Origin of the sequence: Blautia sp. AF26-2 (assembly GCF_003460955.1) — a bacterium.
Lineage (GTDB): Bacteria > Bacillota > Clostridia > Lachnospirales > Lachnospiraceae > Fusicatenibacter > Fusicatenibacter saccharivorans.
This window is the reverse complement of the sequence record NZ_QTWD01000001.1, coordinates 478,759-496,245: the sequence shown is the minus strand read 5'-3', so window position 1 is coordinate 496,245 and position 17,487 is coordinate 478,759. Positions and strand designations below refer to the sequence as shown.

The following is a 17,487-nucleotide window of genomic DNA, read 5'->3' as shown; positions in this document are numbered from 1 at the left end:
TTATTCCCCTTTTTTCTGATATGTACTCAGTTTCTTCTCTCCGATTCCCTGCAGCTTCGTGAGCACAGTGGAGAACAGCAGGTAGATCAGTCCTACTTCAATATACAGTGCCAGCGGCTCATGGGTGCGCGCTACAATCCGCTGCGTTACCATAAACATCTCCGTTACGGTGATATTTGCGGCAAGGGAAGTATCCTTTACCATGGCGATCAGAGAGTTGGAAAGCGGCGGGAAAGCGGTGCGCATCGCCTGCGGAAGGATAATTCTCCGCATGATCTGCAGATACGACATGCCGACACAGTAGCCGGCTTCGAGCTGGCCTGCCGGAACGGCTTCCAGGGCCGCACGCATCGTCTCGGCACTGTAGGCGCCCTCATTCAGGGAAAAGACGAGAACTGCCGCCGGAAACGGATCGATCAGAATACCGGCGCGCGGAAGTCCGTAAAACACAACGAAAAGCTGGACCAGAAGCGGGGTTCCGCGGAAAATCCAGATATAGAAACGTGCAATCTGACGAAGGCCTTTGATGTTTGCAAACTGTACCATAGCCATTGCCGTCGCAATTACAAGTGCAATGGAAAACGAGATTACAGTAAGCGGAATCGTCACCTTAAGGCCCGGCAGAAAGATTTTCCAGAAAGAATCCAGAAGAATATTCCATAATCTTTCGCTCATTTCGATATATCCCCCTTATTTTTACATTTTCCTAGATAGGATAACACTTCAAGTCCGCTTCAAGTCAAGTGTTTTTTCATATACCCCTCCCCCGCATGCAAGAATCCCCGGGAAACACGTTTTTCAACGGCCCCGGGGACACTTATTTATGGTTGGTTTTAAGAGGAAGGATCTTGTCTTTTTTTATGGTATTATGTTATTTACTGCTTAGTCCTGTGTCACATTAAATGCTCTTGCACCAGGGTATACAGCGGCCGTTCCAAGTTCTTCTTCGATTCGGAGAAGCTGGTTGTATTTTGCAACACGCTCGGTACGGCTCGGTGCACCGGTCTTGATCTGGCAGGTGTTCAGGGCAACAGCCAGGTCTGCGATGGTGGTATCCTCGGTCTCACCGGAACGGTGGGAGGAAATTGCGGTGTAGCCTGCTTTGTGAGCCATTTTGATTGCCTCAAGGGTCTCAGATACAGAACCGATCTGGTTCAGTTTGATCAGGATGGAATTTCCGCAGCCAAGGGAGATACCTTTTGCCAGACGCTCAGTATTGGTTACAAACAGGTCGTCACCGACAAGCTGTACTTTTCCGCCAAGCTCTGCGGTCAGCTCTTTCCAGCCTTCCCAGTCTTCTTCATCCAGAGCATCCTCGATGGAGATGATCGGATATTTCTCTACCAGTGCTTTCCAGTGAGCGATCAGCTCTTTGGAAGTAAATACAGTGCCGGCTTTCGGCAGTTTGTATTCACCCTTGGTTCCTGTCTTCCACTCGGAGGAAGCAGCATCCATCGCGATCTTGAAGTCTCTGCCTGGCTCGTAGCCTGCTTTTTTCACTGCCTCAAGAATGGTCTCGATGGCTTCTTCATCGGATTTCAGAGCCGGTGCAAAACCGCCTTCATCTCCAACCGATGTTGCCAGTCCGCGCTCTTTTAAGATGGCAGCCAGTGCATGGAAGACCTCAGCGCACCATCTTAAGCACTCTTTGAAAGAAGATGCTCCAACCGGCATGATCATGAACTCCTGTACATCCAGGCCGGAAGAAAGTGCGTGGCATCCGCCGTTGATGATGTTCATCATCGGAACCGGCAGACGATTTCCGGAAACGCCGCCGAAGAAGCGGTACAGCGGAATCTCAAGTGCGTTTGCTGCTGCTCTTGCGCAGGCAATGGATACAGCCAGAATGGCGTTTGCACCCAGGCGGGATTTATCCTTTGTTCCGTCCGCATCGATCATAGCTTTATCTACAGCGTAGGTATCGGATGCATCCATACCTTTTAAGGTATCGTTGATGACGGTGTTGATGTTTTCTACTGCTTTCTGCACACCTTTTCCAAGGTATCTTGCTTTATCTCCATCTCGTAATTCCAGTGCCTCAAACTCACCGGTAGATGCGCCGCTTGGTGCCATGCCGCGTCCTACAACGCCTCCTGCAAGAACAACCTCAGCTTCTACGGTTGGGTTTCCTCTGGAATCCAGAATTTCTCTTCCTTTTACTTCCTCAATTTTCAGGCTCTTCACTTTTCGTGTGCTCCTTTCTCGTTTGTTTCTGGAGTTTCCCGCCTGCGAAGTGTCCAGGATCCGCAGACGGGAGATAACAATGATTGATTCACTTTGGTTAGCCTTTACTAACTATAATTCATTATAACTAATTTTTTAAAAATTGCAAGTGGGTAAAGTGATACTTTTTCTCAGAAATGCAAAAAGTTTTTCTGTTCTTATTTTTCCTGTTTAAATGCCTCTTCCAGCGTATGCCATCCAAGCACTGCACATTTCACTCTTGCCGGCATGTGGGAGATGTCCTTCAGTGCACCAGCCTCCTCGAGTTCGTCAATCTCCTCGTCGGATGCTTCTCCTTTGATCATGCGCAGAAACAGATTTCCCAGGCGCAGTGCCTCGTCCTTCGTCTTTCCGATGATCATGCCGAGCATAATGTCCGCCGATGCCTGCGAAATCGCACAGCCGTCGCCCACGAACGCACCGTCCGTGATCACATCGCCGTCGACTTTTAATTTCAGCCAGATATCATCGCCGCAGCTTGGGTTGACGCCCTCGAGTACGATGTCCGCATCCGGCAGATCATGCTTGAATTCCGGACGCAGATTGTGCTCCGTCAAAATTTCGTTATAAAATCCTCTACTCTCCATAGCCCATTCTCCTTCTGATTGTGGATACACTTTCGATCAGTGCATCAATCTCTTCCGGTGTATTATAAAACATCATGCTGGCTCTTGTCGAACTTCGGACGCCAAGATATTCCAGAAGCGGCTGTGCACAGTGGTGGCCTGCCCGCACATCGATGCCGTCAGAAGAAAGAATTTCGCTCACATCGTGCGGATGCACGCCGTCAATCGTAAACGAAACGATGCCCGTGTGGTTGGCCGGATCTTTGGAACCGAGGATATGAACGTACGGCAGCGCGCCGAGTCCTTCCATAGCACGTTGCGTCAGTTCCAGCTCTTTTTTCTGGATATAATCAAATCCTTTTTCCTGCAGATACCGGATCGCTGCGGCCAGCCCCACCGCACCGGCTGCATTTACCGTTCCCGCCTCAAATTTCTGCGGAACCGGTGCAAAAACGGCTCCGTCGCGGTAAACGGAATCGATCATCTCGCCTCCGGTTAAAAACGGCGGCATTTTTTCCAGCAGTTCCCGTTTTCCATACAGACAGCCGATTCCCATCGGGCCCATCAGCTTATGGCCGGAAAAGGCGAGAAAATCTGCATCCAGCGCCTGTACGTCGACCGGCATATGCGGAACGCTCTGGGCGCCGTCCACAACGACAACGGCTCCCACGCGGTGCGCCATCTCCGTGATTTTCTGGATCGGATTCACGCAGCCGAGCACATTCGATACCTGCGCAACAGCCACAAGACGTGTTCTCTCATTAATGCCCTTTTGGAGCTCCTCATCGGTCAGCTCGCCCTCACTGGTACATTCCAGATAATGGAGCTTTGCCCCAGTCATACGCGACACCATCTGCCACGGAAGCAGATTGCTGTGATGCTCCATGATTGTTACAGCGATCTCGTCGCCTTCCTTTAAAAAGTTCAGGCCATAGCTGTATGCCACAAGGTTCAGGCTTTCCGTTGTATTCCGGGTAAAAATAATCTCCTCCGGCTCTTCTGCATGAATAAACTCCTGTACGGTCTTTCTTGCCTCCTGATAGCTCTCCGTCGCCTCCAGGCTTAAAGGATAGAATCCTCGCAGAGGATTTGCATTTTTCTGTTCGTAAAATTCCTGTACTGCAACAAGAACGCATGACGGGCGCTGTGCCGTCGCCGCGTTGTCCAGATAGATCGTGTCCATTTGCTGCAGAAGCGGGAAATTTTTTCTGATGTTATCTGTTGTCACGGTCAAGCACCTCCGCAAGCTGTGTTTTTACTTTCTGTTCGATGTCCGCATCGCCGATCTTCTGGATTTTTGCTTCCAGTTTCGCCCGCGCCATCGTATTTTCTGCCTGTGTACGGTCCATGCCGCGCGCACCGAAGTAAAACAGTGTCTCTTCATCGAGTTCTCCGATTGCCGCGCCGTGGCTTCCCTGTACGTTTTCCTCTGCACAGAGGATCACAGGAATCGTCTTGTTGACTACATCATCGCCGAGCAGCAATACCTGTTCTGTCTCTGCTCCGACGGAATCTGCCGAACCGCGCACAAAGTCGATTGTGCCGCGGAAGATCTTTTCCGCCGCATCCATCAGCGTTCCGTCTGCCTGGATCGTGCTCTCGGTTACTTTTCCGAAGTGGCGCACATTCAGATTGACATCAAATTTCTGCTGATTCTGCAGAAGATAGCCGATTTCTGCCTGCAGTGATGCGTGATCCTTCTGCAGTTCGGTCCAGATACCGTCATAGACATCGCCTTTTCCGACAACGACCTGTAAAAGATCCAGTGCACCATTTTCCTCGCAGATGCATCCGACATCATTTAAAAGCTCCTGTCCCTCACCGCGCATCATCACCTGCACGAGCCGGATGCGGCTGTCTTTTTTCGCGTAAAGTTCTGTCCGCACCGCGAGCTGTCCCGCTGCCTGTGCCGGTTCAAATACCTCGAAAACGGTAAGGGAAGCTCCCTCTTCTGCCACCGCGCGGATCTTTCCGGATGAAACCGTCTCTTTTCCCTGTCCGATGGAAAGCGTGACCTGTTTCGTCTGCCCCTCCTTTGCAGAGACATTCCAGTTTTTCGTCTGCTCCGGTGCAAAAAGGACATCCGTCTCTTTTCCTGCCCCGGTATTCATAGCTTCCGGAAAACCCGTTATCTCATCATCCGCAGACGGCTCTTCCGCGCAGATTTCACACGGCGCACCCGCCGCCCATTTTACTTTTGTATCATTTAATCCCAGCCAGTACCATGTTTTCGATGGAAGCTGGTTGATTTTCATGCTGTTCTGTTCTTCCATGTGTCTGGCCTCCTTATCCAATGCTGCCCTTCATCTCGAGGCGGATCAGATTGTTCATCTCCACCGCGTACTCCAGCGGCAGTTCTTTTGAAACATCATCCGCGAATCCGCTGACGATGCACGCTCTCGCATCCTCTTCCGTCATGCCGCGCGACATCAGATAAAAGACGGCTTCATCGCTGATGCTTCCGATCTGTGCTTCATGGCCGATGTTCGCATCTTTTGTACGGATATCCATCGCCGGAATCGTGTCCGACCGGGAGATATCATCGAGCATCAGAGACTGGCAGGAAACGGCTGATTTCGTGTTCTTTGCCGCTTTTGTTACAGAGACTGACGAACGGAAGGTGCTGATGCCGCCGTCCTTCGAGATCGATTTCGTGTTAATATAGGAACTCGTATCCGGCGCGCTGTGGACAACCTTCGCTCCGGTATCGAGATTCTGGCCCTTACCGGCAAACGTGATGCCGGTAAATTCCATCTTTGCGCCTCTTCCTTTCAGCACGCTCATCGGGTACAGGTAGGAAACGTGGGAGCCGAATGAACCGGAAACCCACTCGATTTTTCCGCCCTCCTCGACCTGCGCGCGCTTCGTGTTCAGGTTGTACATATTCTTCGACCAGTTTTCAATCGTAGAATAACGGAGTCTTGCATTCTTTCCGACAAACAGCTCCACACATCCGGCATGGAGGTTGGCCACATTGTATTTCGGTGCGGAACAGCCCTCGATAAAGTGAAGGTCCGCGTCCTCATCGACAATAATCAGCGTATGCTCGAACTGGCCTGCGCCCGGCGCATTCAGGCGGAAATACGACTGCAGCGGGATTTCCACGGAAACCCCCTTCGGCACATAGACAAACGAACCGCCGGACCAGACGGCTCCGTGCAGTGCGGCAAATTTGTGGTCGGTCGGTTTCACCAGTTTCATAAAGTGTTTCCGCACCATATCCGCGTACTCACCATGCAGCGCACTCTCCATATCGGTATAGACAACACCCTGCGCCGCAACTTCCGCGCGGACGTTGTGATAGACCAGCTCCGAATCATACTGTGCGCCCACGCCGGCGAGTGATTTCCGCTCTGCCTGCGGGATGCCAAGACGCTCAAACGTATTTTTGATGTCATCCGGCACATCGGACCACTTTGCTTTCATTTTCGTATTCGGGCGGACATACGTTACGATGTCATCCATGTTCAGACCCTCAATCGACGGACCCCAATCCGGAATCGGCATCTGGTTGTAGATCTGTAAAGAACGCAGACGGAACAGCTGCATCCAGGCAGGGTCTTTCTTCTCATCCGAAATTTTCTGTACAATTTCCGGCGTCAGGCCGGCTTTTACTTTATAGGCATCCTTTTCATCGTCTTTGAAATCATAGATGCTTCGGTCAATATCCTCTACATAACTTTTTTCTCTCACAGCGTTTTCATCCTTTCTGTACCTTCGGTTTTACGCCAGTGACTTTTCGTATTTTCCAAATCCGTCCCGGTTGATCTCCTCTACAAGAGATGCATCGCCGGTTTTGACGATTTCACCTTCCACCATGATGTGGGTCTGATCCACCATCAGTGATTCCAGAATCTTCGTGCTGTGCGTGATGATCAGAAGACTTCCTCCGCATTTTCTGCGGTATGCCTCAATTCCGGCAGAAACGGTGCGGACCGCATCGACATCCAGGCCGGAGTCGGTCTCATCGAGAATGGTAAGGGACGGCTCGAGCATCAGAAGCTGCAAGATCTCGGCTTTCTTTTTCTCACCGCCGGAAAATCCGACATTCAGATCACGGTCTGCATACGACGGATCCATCTGCAGAACTTCCATTGCTTTTTCCAGTTCTTTCCGGAACTCAAACAGACGCATCCGTTTGCCGGTTTTTAACTCGACGGCGCTGCGGATAAAAGAGCTTAAGGTTACGCCAGGCACCTCAAGCGGATTCTGAAACGAGAGAAACAGTCCCATTTTGGCGCGTTCATTGACCGGCTCTTCTGTGATGTTCTTTCCCTGGAACCAGATTTCGCCGCGTGTCACGTTATATTTCGGATTGCCGAGCAGCGTATTGCCAAGCGTCGACTTTCCGGTACCATTCGGTCCAAGCAGCACATGCGTCTCCCCTTTTCCAATCGTAAGATTTACGCCGTGCAGGATCTCTTTTTCTTCTACATTTACCGTTAAATCTTTCACTGTTAAAAGATTTTTTCCCATATTGATATCCTCCTTATTTTGCTTCGAGGTTAAAATCTCTGTTTTCGCCTCCGATTGTAGACCTTTTTTCCGAGTATTTCAATCGGATTTATATATTTGAAAAATTTTATCAAAAAACGCACCTGCCGCCGGATTTTTTTTCCGCACGACAGGCGCGTTTTCTATCAACATCGTTTCAGCCGATTCCGCCAAGCACGATTCCGAGAATCAGAACCAGCACACAGATCGGCACGTAGATATATTTGCAGATCGGATAATACAGATCCGTGAATTTGCTGCTTCTTCCCTTGTCTACCTGGGACTGCACATACTTCTTTCCGCAGATCCAGAAGAACATGACTCCGGCAAGGCCGGCGCCGAGCGGGCAGATGTAGATCGACAGAACATCCATCCACTGGGATACAATGCCCTGGATCAGAAGAGATACGACCACACCGATAACCCCGATCACACCGCAGGCTGCTACTCTTCCGAGATGAAATTTTTCCTGTACCGTTGCAATCGGTGCTTCGTACAGGTTAATCAGAGAGGTAAGGCCGGCAAAAAAGACAGCGACAAAGAAAACGATTGCGATCAGCGCGCCACCCGGCATAGACTTTATCAAATTCGGAAGGAAAATGAACAGAAGTCCAGGTCCTCCTGTATTTAACTGTGCTCCCGTAGTTGCCATCGCCGGGATAATAACCAGCGCAGCAAGCATAGCAGCGAGCGTATCAAAAAATGCTACTCTTCCGGCGGCGGCCGGAATATTTTCTCCATCTGACAAATAGGAACCATAGATCAGTGTTCCGTTTCCGGCTACAGACAGGGAAAAGAATGCCTGACCAAGTGCAAAAATCCAGGTCTTCGGATCTGCAAGTGCTTTTGGTTCCACACGGAAAATATAACGGTATCCATCCGCTGCACCGGGCTGAAAGGCAACATAGATACCAAGTGCAACAAACAGGAGAAAGAAAACAGGCATCAGCACCTTATTGACCTTCTCAATTCCCTTACCAACACCAAATGCCAGAATGACCATCGCAACCACAAGAGCTACGATCTGCCAGAAATTGTTTCCAAACGCAGATGCCATGGATTCAAACGCTCCGGCAAAATCCTCTACGCTCACAGCTGACAGTGTCTTTCCAGTAAAGGTTCCGATCATGTACCTGAAAATCCACCCCATGACAACCGTATAACCGATCGCCATTGCCAGGGAACCCAGCACCGGAATCAGACCAAGCGCCTCTCCGGCTTTTCGTTTTCCTTTCGTTTCACATGCAAAACCGAACGCATCAACCGGACCGGATCTTGTGGCACGGCCAAAACTCATCTCCCCGCTCACACCGGTAAAGCCGATCAGTGCAACGAACAGGAAATACGGAATCAGAAAGGAACCTCCTCCGTACAAGGAAACCCGGGTAGGGAACATCCAGATGTTGCCCATTCCAACTGCAGAACCGATGCAGGCCAGGATAAATCCCCACCGACTGTTAAATGACTCTCTCTTTTTCATACTGCTCTCCCTTTTTCTTACTTTTTCTGAAGATATCATGGCCAAAGTACCTTTTGACTCCAACATCTTCTGAATATTTTAGCATAAGCTATTGGGAAAAGCTATAGCATTTCTCATCTTCCTGCAACTTCACTTTATATTTTATGCTTTTTCCGCCTTGCTGCTGCCATTCCCGCGGAGAACATCCGCAGTGGCGTTTGAAATAGCGGCTGAAATGAGACAGATTGGAAAAACCGCAGATTTCCGCGGTCTGTCCGATGGAAAGTGCCTGATTTGTCAAAAGATTTTTCGCCTTGTCGAGCCGTACTTCAATCAGATCGCTGTGCGGGGTGCTGCTGAAAAACTGTTTATAATAAGAATAAAACTGGCTTTTTTCCATATTGGCCATCTGGCAAAGCTTTTCTGTCGTCCAGTCTTTCTCATAATGGCTCAACATCTTAAGGCGCAGCTCCTGGAATTCCTGATACAGTCCGGCCGGCTCCTCTGCCGCTTTCTTGTACAGCCGCATACCACGCGATGCCGTAATCATCATCTGACGAACCAGTGCTTCCTCATATTCCACTGCGTATGGATCTTTCACAATGTATTCCCTCTGCAAAAGGCGAATCAGCTCATCAATTGCTTCCGTGTTCTGCGGATAAAAAACAGTATTCTGCGGAATTCCATACGTTTCACCCAGATTCTCACCGCACCAGAAATGGACATAGCTGTTGCGAAACTTCTGAACAGCCTGATAATGCTGCTCGTGATCCGGCGTGTAAAAAAGGCAGGCATTTTCCTGTGCAATGAAAAACGCAGTTCTGTCATACACCTTCATCGGCGTTTTAAACAACAGAAACAGATAGTCCCCGCTGCCCTCCGGCCGATATATCGTCTCATAATCGGCGTTGGATCTATTATATTCACAAATATGAACTGAAAATTCCATTCTTCTCGTTTCCCCTTTTCTTTTCTTCTCCCTATTTTACCGCAAAACCGGAAAAAAAGTCAAATTTGCCGGACAAAAATCTCTGGTTTTTTTCTATCTTCCTGCTAAAATTGAAACTATCCAAAGCGAAAGCGAAACGGTGGAATAAAATCATAGACACGCCGGTGATCCTTTGTTTTTCTGGATCGTGTCTGAAAACGAACATTTCTTTTAACAGGAGGATTTTTAAGTATGAAAAAAGCAGAGATTATCATTGACAAATATTTTCTTACCGGAAAAGTTGACAAACGAATCTTCGGTTCCTTTATCGAGCACCTGGGACGCGCCGTTTACGAAGGCATCTATCAGGAAGGAAGTGCTCTCTCCGACGAGCAGGGCTTCCGAAAAGATACCCTGGATCTTGTCAAAGAGCTTCAGGTACCGATCGTCCGTTACCCGGGCGGAAACTTTGTCTCGGGCTATCACTGGGAAGACAGCGTAGGTCCGAAAGACAAACGGCCTGCAAAACCGGATCTTGCCTGGGGCGTGATTGAGACAAACGAATTCGGTCTGAATGAGTTTGCGGACTGGTCGAAAAAAGCCGGCAGTGACATCATGATGGCCGTCAATCTCGGAACCCGCGGACCGGAAGATGCAAAAAATGTGCTGGAGTACTGCAACTTCAAGGGCGGCACCTACTACAGTGATCTGAGAAAATCCCACGGTTACAAAGATCCACACAACATCAAACTCTGGTGCCTCGGCAACGAGATGGACGGACCGTGGCAGATGGGACATAAGACCGCTTCTGAGTACGGACGTATTGCAGCAGAGACTTCCCGTCTAATGAAATTCATGGATCCGACGATCGAAACTGTTGCCTGCGGAAGCTCCAATCTTACGATGCCAACCTTCGGTTCCTGGGAATATACGGTTCTGGACGAATGCTATGATGAGGTGGATTACCTTTCTTTACACCAGTACTACGGAAATTATGCAAATGATACTGTCGATTTCCTGGCAAGCTCCAAGGGCATGGATGATTTCATCTCCGGTGTAGTTGCGATCTGTGATGCAGTCAAAGCGAAAAAACACGGCAAAAAGCAGATTAACCTTTCCTTCGATGAGTGGAACGTATGGTATCACAGCAATGAGCAGGATCAGAAGCTGGAGAAATGGGTACGCGCACCGCATCAGCTTGAGGATGTTTACAACTTTGAGGATGCACTTCTCGTCGGAAGCATGCTGATCACACTCCTGCGCCACGCAGACCGTGTCAAGATTGCCTGCCTCGCACAGCTTGTCAACGTTATCGCTCCGATCATGACATCCGATACCGGTGCATGGCGTCAGACGATCTTCTATCCATACATGCATGCAAGCGTATACGGCCGCGGAACCGTCTTAAATACACAGGTTCTGACACCGGTTTACGAGAGCAAAACGTACGGCGAAGCTCCGTATCTCGATTCTGTCTGCATCTGGGATGAGGAAAACGATGCACTGACCATTTTTGCAGTCAACAAGAGCCTGGATGAGGATATGGAGGTTTCCTGCGATCTGCGTCAGTTCGAAGGATGTCGTCTGGCTGAGCACATCGTGCTGACAAACGACGATATGAAAGCGGTCAACACCGAAGCAGATCCGAACCACGTTGCTCCGACCCATTCCGATGCTACCAAACTGGAGAATGGAAAAATGCACACCGTTCTTGGAAAACACAGCTGGAATGTGATCCGTCTTACAAAATAATGGAACCGTATAAGGTATGGCCTGAAAAACAGAACATCTGAATTTTTCATCCAAACATATGCATAAAGGAGTTTTATTTTATGGCACAGGCATATTTATTTGTTCATTTTCGGGAAAAAACAACACCAGACGGCGAACAGGTTTATTTCGGCATCAGCCGCGATGGTTTCCACTGGGAAGCTGTCAACGACGGCGCTCCTGTTCTCTGGGCGTATTATGGAGATAAGGGTGTACGCGACTTTACTATCACTCACAGCATAGAAACCGGGAAATATTATATTTTCGCCACTGACCTGAGTCTTTCTTACGGTATGCGGAATCAGTATCACAATTCCTGGGATGAGATCGGCAGAAACGGCAGCAAGTATTTCTCCGTCTGGGAATCAGAGGATCTCGTAAACTGGAGCGACCAGCGTCTTGTAAAAATCGGTGATGATGACTTCGGCTGCCTCTGGGCACCGGATCTGATTTACGATAAAGAAAACGGTGAGTACGTTCTGCACTGGTCTTCTTCCCATGCAGCAAACGATTACGGTCCCAAAAAAATCTATTACAGCACAACGAAGAATTTTGTTCATTTTTCAGCTCCGCAGGTTCTGTACGAAAAAGAGGACAGCGGCGTGATTGATTCGGCGATCTATGAAGAGAATGGGGTTTATTATCTTTTCGTAAAGAGTGAAAGCAATCCGGCGAAAATTATTCTGCTCCGCTCCGACCATGCGGCCGGCCCGTATGTGCGGATGGAAAGCTTCGATGAGAGCATGAAAGATGTAGAGAGCGGTCTCTATGAGGCTCCGACCGCAGTACAGCTTGATGACAGCAGATGGTGTCTGTTCCTTGACTACTACGGCGTTCCGGGTGCCGGCCAGGGATATGTGCCGTTTGTTGCAGACAGCCTTGCTTCCGGAAAATTTGTTCGTTCTGATGCTTCCTTCTCGTTCCCATACGGCTACAAGCATGGAACGATTCTTCCGATTACAGAGGAGGATTACGAGCGGATCAAAAACCATGACTGGTCAGATCACGGATATCGGTAAAATCGCTGTCCGCCTGATGGGATTTTCATACAAAAAGAACTGCGGCAGGCTTCCTTTTGGGGAAGTTCCTGCCGCAGTTCTTTTTCGCTTTTCTTTTCCGACAAAACCCATCCGCTTCCTTTTTGTTCTGGCGGACAGTACCTTTTCTGCAGATTGGTAAATGTATCGTTTTGATGGTGTCTGAATTTTTCTTTATCTCTGTGCCTGTGCAGCGGTTCTTGCATGGAACATGCGGAAGACGCCGGTCTGCTCGATCAACTTCGTCAGGCTGTAGAAAATGATGGAATCGATCGGCCACATAATCAGGTTCTTTAAGGCACGTGCCGGAAGAAGCACCATGATTCCTTTTCCATACAGCATGCTGATCCACAGGGTGTTCAGCAGTACGTTGACAGTCAGCATAACGATGAACTTGGCTGCAAGCACACGTTTGATGGTCAGTTTTTTGCGATAGTAGAAGCATCCATACATAAAAGATGCCAGCATCGCATTAAAGGTGAATCCGAAGAAGAACGGGCCGCTCGGTTTCAGGAAGTATTTTACGACATCAAGAATGCCGGAGAAAAGACATCCTGTCACTGGTCCGAACAGGTAATCGACAAGGCGGTTCGGGATTCCGGAAAATCCGATGCGGACATAAGGTCCGATATCAATCGATGCTACCTGGTTCAGAATCATCGCCAGCGCTGCGAACATGGCACAGGCTGCAAGGGTTGTGACTGCTTTCAGCTCTTTTGCTGACTGCAGAAACATGTTTTTTGTTTCTTTTGCTGTTTCATTTGCATTTTTCTGCATAAAAAAATTACCTCCTTTACAGATATCTGACTACAATAGGAGATAATCTCTTGTCTCTATCTTCTGTTGCAGCGAGATGCAATTCATATACCGCAAGATTTTCTCTTTTCGTCTCCCTGGCTACTCTCTATCCCGGGAGCACTTTACGCATATGAACTTACTCTGCAGTTGTTTTTGTCCTGCTCATTATATAGTAAAATCCCCTTGGTTTCAAGAGGATTTTACATTTTTTTCTAATTTTTTACGATCAAATATCAGCCCTGCATTTTACGGTCTTTCCGGTGATAAAACGGAGACAAACGCAAACTTTTTATCCAGCAGTTTTCCCATCAGCACAATGCCTTTTCCCATCGTAAAAGCAGCTGCTACCGTTCCGATTCCAAATATTCCGTCGGAGTAACCGCAGGTATGTTTGAAGTCACATAATCTGCTGTATTTCTTGTAACAATATATTGTGCGCAAAATGATTCGGCACATTCCATCTGCAAACAGTCTTCAAAATCTGAAAATGTTTCATTTTTCAGACCTTTCATTAGTTTTTCTGAATCAATTCCTTCTACATCAAAAATTTCAAATAAGCTAAGGAGAAGTTCTCTTCTTTCTTTTACGTCATATGTCTTTCTTAAAATAAAAAACATATTAGAAACAGAGTGTGCGGCAATGCACGCATTTATTTTTCCTCTCTATAAGATGCCAATTCAGCATCGTCATCCTGAACATTTCCTTTTTTTCTTATTTGCTCCATTCGTAAAAAAGCATCTTTTTTCGATTCAACAGCACCGCTATTATAAAGACTGTTTACACCCTGCATAATCTGAATAATAAACACTAGTTTATCTTCTGGCATTTTTTCCAATAATTCAAATGCTTCTTCTCTCATTGCTGTCATTATGTTTTTGTCTCCTTTCTATGACCGTACCTGTCCATTCCCATATACCACAAATTTAATCGAGGTCAGCGCCAGCAGTCCCATCGGGCCTCTGGCGTGGAGTTTTTGGGTGCTGATTCCGATTTCGGCACCGTAGCCGAATTCGAAGCCGTCGGTGAAGCGGGTGGAGGCGTTGACGTAGACCACCGCTGCGTCGATTTCGTCCAGGAATTTCTGGGCGTGGGTGTAGTCGTTGGTGATGATCGCCTCGGAGTGTTTTGTGTTGTAGCGGTTGATGTGCGCGATCGCTTCGTCGATAGAGGAAACCGTTTTAATGGATACGATATAGTCGAGATACTCTTTTCCCCAGTCCTCTTCTGTCGCTGCTTCTGCTCCCGGCATGTATTCTCTTGCCTTCTCGTCTGCGCGCATCTCCACCTGTTTCTCTTTCAATCGTTCTGCGAGAACCGGCAGCAGTTTTTCACGCACGTTTTCATGCACTACGATGGATTCACACGCATTGCAGACGCCGACACGCTGTGTCTTTGCATTCAGAATAATATCCACTGCCATGGAAAGATCGGCTGTTTCATCCACGTAGATATGACAGTTTCCGGTTCCCGTCTCAATGACAGGAATCGTGCTGTTTTCCACGACAGCGCGGATCAGTCCGGCACCGCCGCGCGGAATCAGAACATCGACATAGCGGTTCATCTTCATAAACTGTGCCGTTGTCTCACGTGAAGTATCTTCGATCAGAAGCAGCGCATCCTCCGGCACCTGCTCCTCCTTCAGTGTTTTCCGCAGTGAGGCAACAATCGCCATATTTGAGTGGATCGCATCACTTCCGCCCTTCAAAATCACGACATTTCCCGTCTTAAAGCAGAGTGCAAACGCATCCGCTGTTACATTCGGACGTGCTTCATAGATGATTCCGACAACACCAAGTGGAACACGTTTCTGCCCGATCAGAAGACCGTTCGGCCGTTTTTTCATACCGAGAACTTCCCCGATCGGATCGTCCAGCTCGGATACCTGACAGAGACCTTCCGCCATCGCCTCGATGCGACTCTGATCCAGAAACAGCCGATCCAGAAGACCTTTGGACATTCCTTTTTCTCTTCCATGCTCCATATCCAGCGCATTTGCCGCGATAATCGCATCGGCATCCACCACAAGATTTTCCGCTGCTTTTTTCAGCACACGGTTTTTCGTCTCTGTCCCCATGATGCGAAGCACAGGTTCCGCCCCACGGGCTCTTGTTCCGATTTCTTCCAGACTTATCATATTCGTCTCCTCCTCGTGTTGTCTTATCGTGATTGGCTGCTAACGGTAAATCTTCTGCTCTGTCACCAGCATCTGCGGCAGAACATCCGTCTCTTCAAACGGCACCGCATCAAACAGCTGAAACTCAAACGCCGCTGCAACCGTTGTAAACCCTGGATGTGCGGCAAGAAAGCGGTCATAAAATCCTTTTCCATATCCGACTCTGTGGCGCGCCGGATCAAAGGCCACACCGGGTACCAGCAGAAAGCCCTCTTCCCGCGTGCAGACCTTTCCGCCGTCCGGCTCCATAATGCCAAAATAGCCGGATTTCAGCGTGGAGAAATCTTTGATCTCATAATAAACCATATCATCGTCTTCCACGCGCGGCACAGCGACCGTCTTTCCCATTTGCAGGGCCTTCTCGATCAGATCCCGTGTCATGACTTCTTTTTTGAAGTCCATATACGCAAAAAAGCAGTCCGCATCCAGAAACTCCGGCAGAGCCGTGATTTTTTCATAAATCATACGGCTCTTTTCCTGAATTTCTTCCTGTGTGGCTGCTCTTCTTCGGGCAAAAACTTCTTTTCTAATGTTTCCTTTTGCTTCCATAGCGCTCCCCCAGATTTACGATTGTTCCGTCTTTCTCCTGCATATCAATATTGTCGAGCTGGGTACGGAGGTTCATTTTCACGGCTGCAATATATTCTCTCCGCAGCTTCTGCTGCTCTTCTTTCTCCGCCGGTGTCAGCCCCTCTGCTTTCGCCTTGCGGGCAAGTTCGTTAATTCTCTGTATATTAATTTCCATTTTCTGTATTTCGCTCCTTTAAATTACCGGAATTTTCTCTTTATCTTACCGCAAAACACGGTATCTGTCCAGCAGATCCGCGAAAAATCTGAAATCCGGTTTTCAATCACCGGATTTCAGTCTCGTCTGTATAATTATCCAGTACAATCAGAACCCATGTTTTTCCAGGATTCAACTTAATCTCATCGCCATTCCCATCCCGGTATTTTGTGACGCCCCACGGATCATCCTTGCTCCATGTCACGTCGATGGCCTTTCCGCTTGTGATATACGTTCCCGTTCCGCCGTTTACCACATCGATATCGAGATATTCCGCATTGTCATCATACTTTTTCCAGGAACAGTACTGCACGATAATGTTCTTCACCGCAAGCTGTTCCTGTGTCATCTCATCGATCTGCGGTTCCCCGAACTGATAACGCAAATACGTGCCGCTCGCCTCATCGTACGAAAACCACGGATTGTTGTGGAAATATCCGCCCGGTGCCACATAGGCGGCATTTCGTCCCTGTTCCAGCGTTTCCGGTTCTGTCTCGGATGCAAACTGGAAAAATCCGTCATAACCGTCTTTGTAAGATGTCCGGTAGCCGCAGAGATCGATTCCCGCTGCAATCCCGGCCGCATCCAAATACGCATTGTGCGGCGACGGACGATCCGACGTCCGGTAATACACCTGTTCCGAATACTCCATGCCGTTCACATTGTCTATGTGATCCGATTCGAGCAGCGGAATCGCATACGCCGCCTGTCCATAGTGGTAATACAGAGCGTCAAATCCCGCTGCCAGATACACATAATATTCGCGGCAACTCCGCACCGATCCGATCTTTTCGAGATCATCATAGTTTTCAAACAGCCCCATCAGGCGCGTAATGCCGCCTTCGACCGGCGCTTCATAGATCACTCCCGCACGGCTGATACCGCTCTGCGGGCAGGCGCTGATGATATTGCTCAGCATAACCGCCACCGGGCGCCTTCTTCCCTGTACTTCGGCGACAGGTTCTCCTGTCAGATAACTTTTCACCATACCTTCCGGCAGCGCATCCTCCGCGGGTGTCGGCTCAATCGCTTCCGGAACCAGCGGTTCCGGTGCCGGATCTTCGGTCGGGGCCGGTGGTTCCGTAGCTTTCGTTTCTGTCTTGCTTTCCCCTGCTGTCTCTTCTGAGACATAAGAAGTTCCTGCCGATGCAGTTTCCGGTGCCGTTTCCCCAATTTTCCGGCATCCGAACAGCATCATGCTTCCCAGCAGAGCAATCCCCAATGTGTAAAACCCTCTCTTTTTGATAAAGACCCC

Annotated in this window: 19 protein-coding genes and 1 riboswitch; of the genes, 2 read left to right on the top strand and 17 right to left on the bottom strand. The window is 48.9% G+C overall.

From position 1 onward, the window contains the following. The 9 genes from DWY63_RS02460 to DWY63_RS02420 all read right to left on the bottom strand — a co-directional run bounded on the left by DWY63_RS02460 (nt 1) and on the right by DWY63_RS02420 (nt 9,691). Nucleotides 1-675, bottom strand: coding sequence for an amino acid ABC transporter permease (locus DWY63_RS02460; protein WP_022462789.1), 675 nt, complete (start codon nt 673-675; stop codon nt 1-3). Nucleotides 676-882: 207 nt separating this feature from the next. Next, complete coding sequence (eno, locus tag DWY63_RS02455; protein ID WP_055217920.1) at nt 883-2,184, bottom strand: phosphopyruvate hydratase; 1,302 nt, start codon at nt 2,182-2,184, stop codon at nt 883-885. A 197-nt stretch (nt 2,185-2,381) separates the two neighbouring features. Beyond that, nucleotides 2,382-2,810, bottom strand: a complete 429-nt coding sequence (gene sufU, locus DWY63_RS02450; protein WP_055217922.1) for a Fe-S cluster assembly sulfur transfer protein SufU — start codon at nt 2,808-2,810, stop codon at nt 2,382-2,384. Continuing rightward, nucleotides 2,800-4,017: an aminotransferase class V-fold PLP-dependent enzyme gene (locus tag DWY63_RS02445; RefSeq protein WP_117761485.1), complete on the bottom strand. Its 1,218-nt coding sequence runs from the start codon at nt 4,015-4,017 to the stop codon at nt 2,800-2,802. Before DWY63_RS02445 ends, sufU begins: the two co-directional genes overlap by 11 nt. Continuing rightward, complete coding sequence (locus DWY63_RS02440; RefSeq protein WP_117761484.1) at nt 4,004-5,062, bottom strand: SufB/SufD family protein; 1,059 nt, start codon at nt 5,060-5,062, stop codon at nt 4,004-4,006. The genes DWY63_RS02445 and DWY63_RS02440 overlap by 14 nt, the downstream gene beginning before the upstream one ends. Before the next feature lie 13 nt (nt 5,063-5,075). Then, a complete protein-coding gene (gene sufB / locus DWY63_RS02435; RefSeq protein ID WP_117761483.1) occupies nt 5,076-6,482 on the bottom strand; it encodes a Fe-S cluster assembly protein SufB in 1,407 nt (468 codons plus the stop codon). A gap of 30 nt (nt 6,483-6,512) precedes the next feature. After that, a complete protein-coding gene (gene sufC, locus DWY63_RS02430; protein WP_055217927.1) occupies nt 6,513-7,265 on the bottom strand; it encodes a Fe-S cluster assembly ATPase SufC in 753 nt (250 codons plus the stop codon). Between the two features lie 175 nt (nt 7,266-7,440). Beyond that, a complete protein-coding gene (locus DWY63_RS02425; protein ID WP_055217929.1) occupies nt 7,441-8,763 on the bottom strand; it encodes a sodium-dependent transporter in 1,323 nt (440 codons plus the stop codon). Between the two features lie 88 nt (nt 8,764-8,851). Further along, complete coding sequence (locus DWY63_RS02420) at nt 8,852-9,691, bottom strand: helix-turn-helix domain-containing protein (RefSeq protein ID WP_055217931.1); 840 nt, start codon at nt 9,689-9,691, stop codon at nt 8,852-8,854. 231 nt (nt 9,692-9,922) lie between these two features. On the opposite strand from DWY63_RS02420, the gene arfA reads away from it, so the two are divergent. Together arfA and DWY63_RS02410 are read left to right on the top strand one after the other, a co-directional pair. Beyond that, nucleotides 9,923-11,422, top strand: coding sequence for an arabinosylfuranosidase ArfA (gene arfA / locus DWY63_RS02415; RefSeq protein ID WP_117801108.1), 1,500 nt, complete (start codon nt 9,923-9,925; stop codon nt 11,420-11,422). 80 nt (nt 11,423-11,502) lie between these two features. Then, nucleotides 11,503-12,459, top strand: a complete 957-nt coding sequence (locus DWY63_RS02410; protein ID WP_117801106.1) for a glycoside hydrolase family 43 protein — start codon at nt 11,503-11,505, stop codon at nt 12,457-12,459. Between the two features lie 192 nt (nt 12,460-12,651). Here the strand turns inward: DWY63_RS02410 and DWY63_RS02400 are convergent, their stop codons facing one another. The 8 genes from DWY63_RS02400 to DWY63_RS02370 form a co-directional block, all read right to left on the bottom strand. Beyond that, the gene (locus DWY63_RS02400; RefSeq protein ID WP_022461732.1) at nt 12,652-13,254 is read right to left on the bottom strand and encodes a folate family ECF transporter S component; all 603 of its coding nucleotides are present in this window, start codon (nt 13,252-13,254) and stop codon (nt 12,652-12,654) included. A gap of 67 nt (nt 13,255-13,321) precedes the next feature. Further along, nucleotides 13,322-13,421: riboswitch (THF riboswitch) on the bottom strand. Between the two features lie 100 nt (nt 13,422-13,521). Then, nucleotides 13,522-13,707 (bottom strand): DUF6198 family protein, encoded by a 186-nt coding sequence (locus DWY63_RS02395; protein ID WP_334294721.1) that lies wholly within the window; start codon nt 13,705-13,707, stop codon nt 13,522-13,524. Next, the gene (locus DWY63_RS18815; protein ID WP_118594420.1) at nt 13,620-13,892 is read right to left on the bottom strand and encodes a PIN domain-containing protein; all 273 of its coding nucleotides are present in this window, start codon (nt 13,890-13,892) and stop codon (nt 13,620-13,622) included. Before DWY63_RS18815 ends, DWY63_RS02395 begins: the two co-directional genes overlap by 88 nt. Nucleotides 13,893-13,924: 32 nt before the next feature. Then, entirely contained in the window at nt 13,925-14,143 is a 219-nt protein-coding gene (locus tag DWY63_RS02390) for a UDP-N-acetylenolpyruvoylglucosamine reductase (RefSeq protein WP_117508967.1), read from the bottom strand. A gap of 18 nt (nt 14,144-14,161) precedes the next feature. Next, on the bottom strand, nt 14,162-15,406 hold the full coding sequence (locus tag DWY63_RS02385) for a glutamate-5-semialdehyde dehydrogenase (RefSeq protein WP_442857749.1): 1,245 nt from the start codon (nt 15,404-15,406) through the stop codon (nt 14,162-14,164). 42 nt (nt 15,407-15,448) lie between these two features. Next, a complete protein-coding gene (locus DWY63_RS02380; RefSeq protein WP_117508969.1) occupies nt 15,449-15,997 on the bottom strand; it encodes a 5-formyltetrahydrofolate cyclo-ligase in 549 nt (182 codons plus the stop codon). Continuing rightward, the gene (locus DWY63_RS18290) at nt 15,975-16,193 is read right to left on the bottom strand and encodes a DUF896 domain-containing protein (protein WP_022462552.1); all 219 of its coding nucleotides are present in this window, start codon (nt 16,191-16,193) and stop codon (nt 15,975-15,977) included. The genes DWY63_RS02380 and DWY63_RS18290 overlap by 23 nt, the downstream gene beginning before the upstream one ends. A 106-nt stretch (nt 16,194-16,299) precedes the next feature. Then, nucleotides 16,300-17,454 (bottom strand): DUF3048 domain-containing protein, encoded by a 1,155-nt coding sequence (locus DWY63_RS02370; RefSeq protein ID WP_055217951.1) that lies wholly within the window; start codon nt 17,452-17,454, stop codon nt 16,300-16,302. Nucleotides 17,455-17,487: the final 33 nt, after the last annotated feature.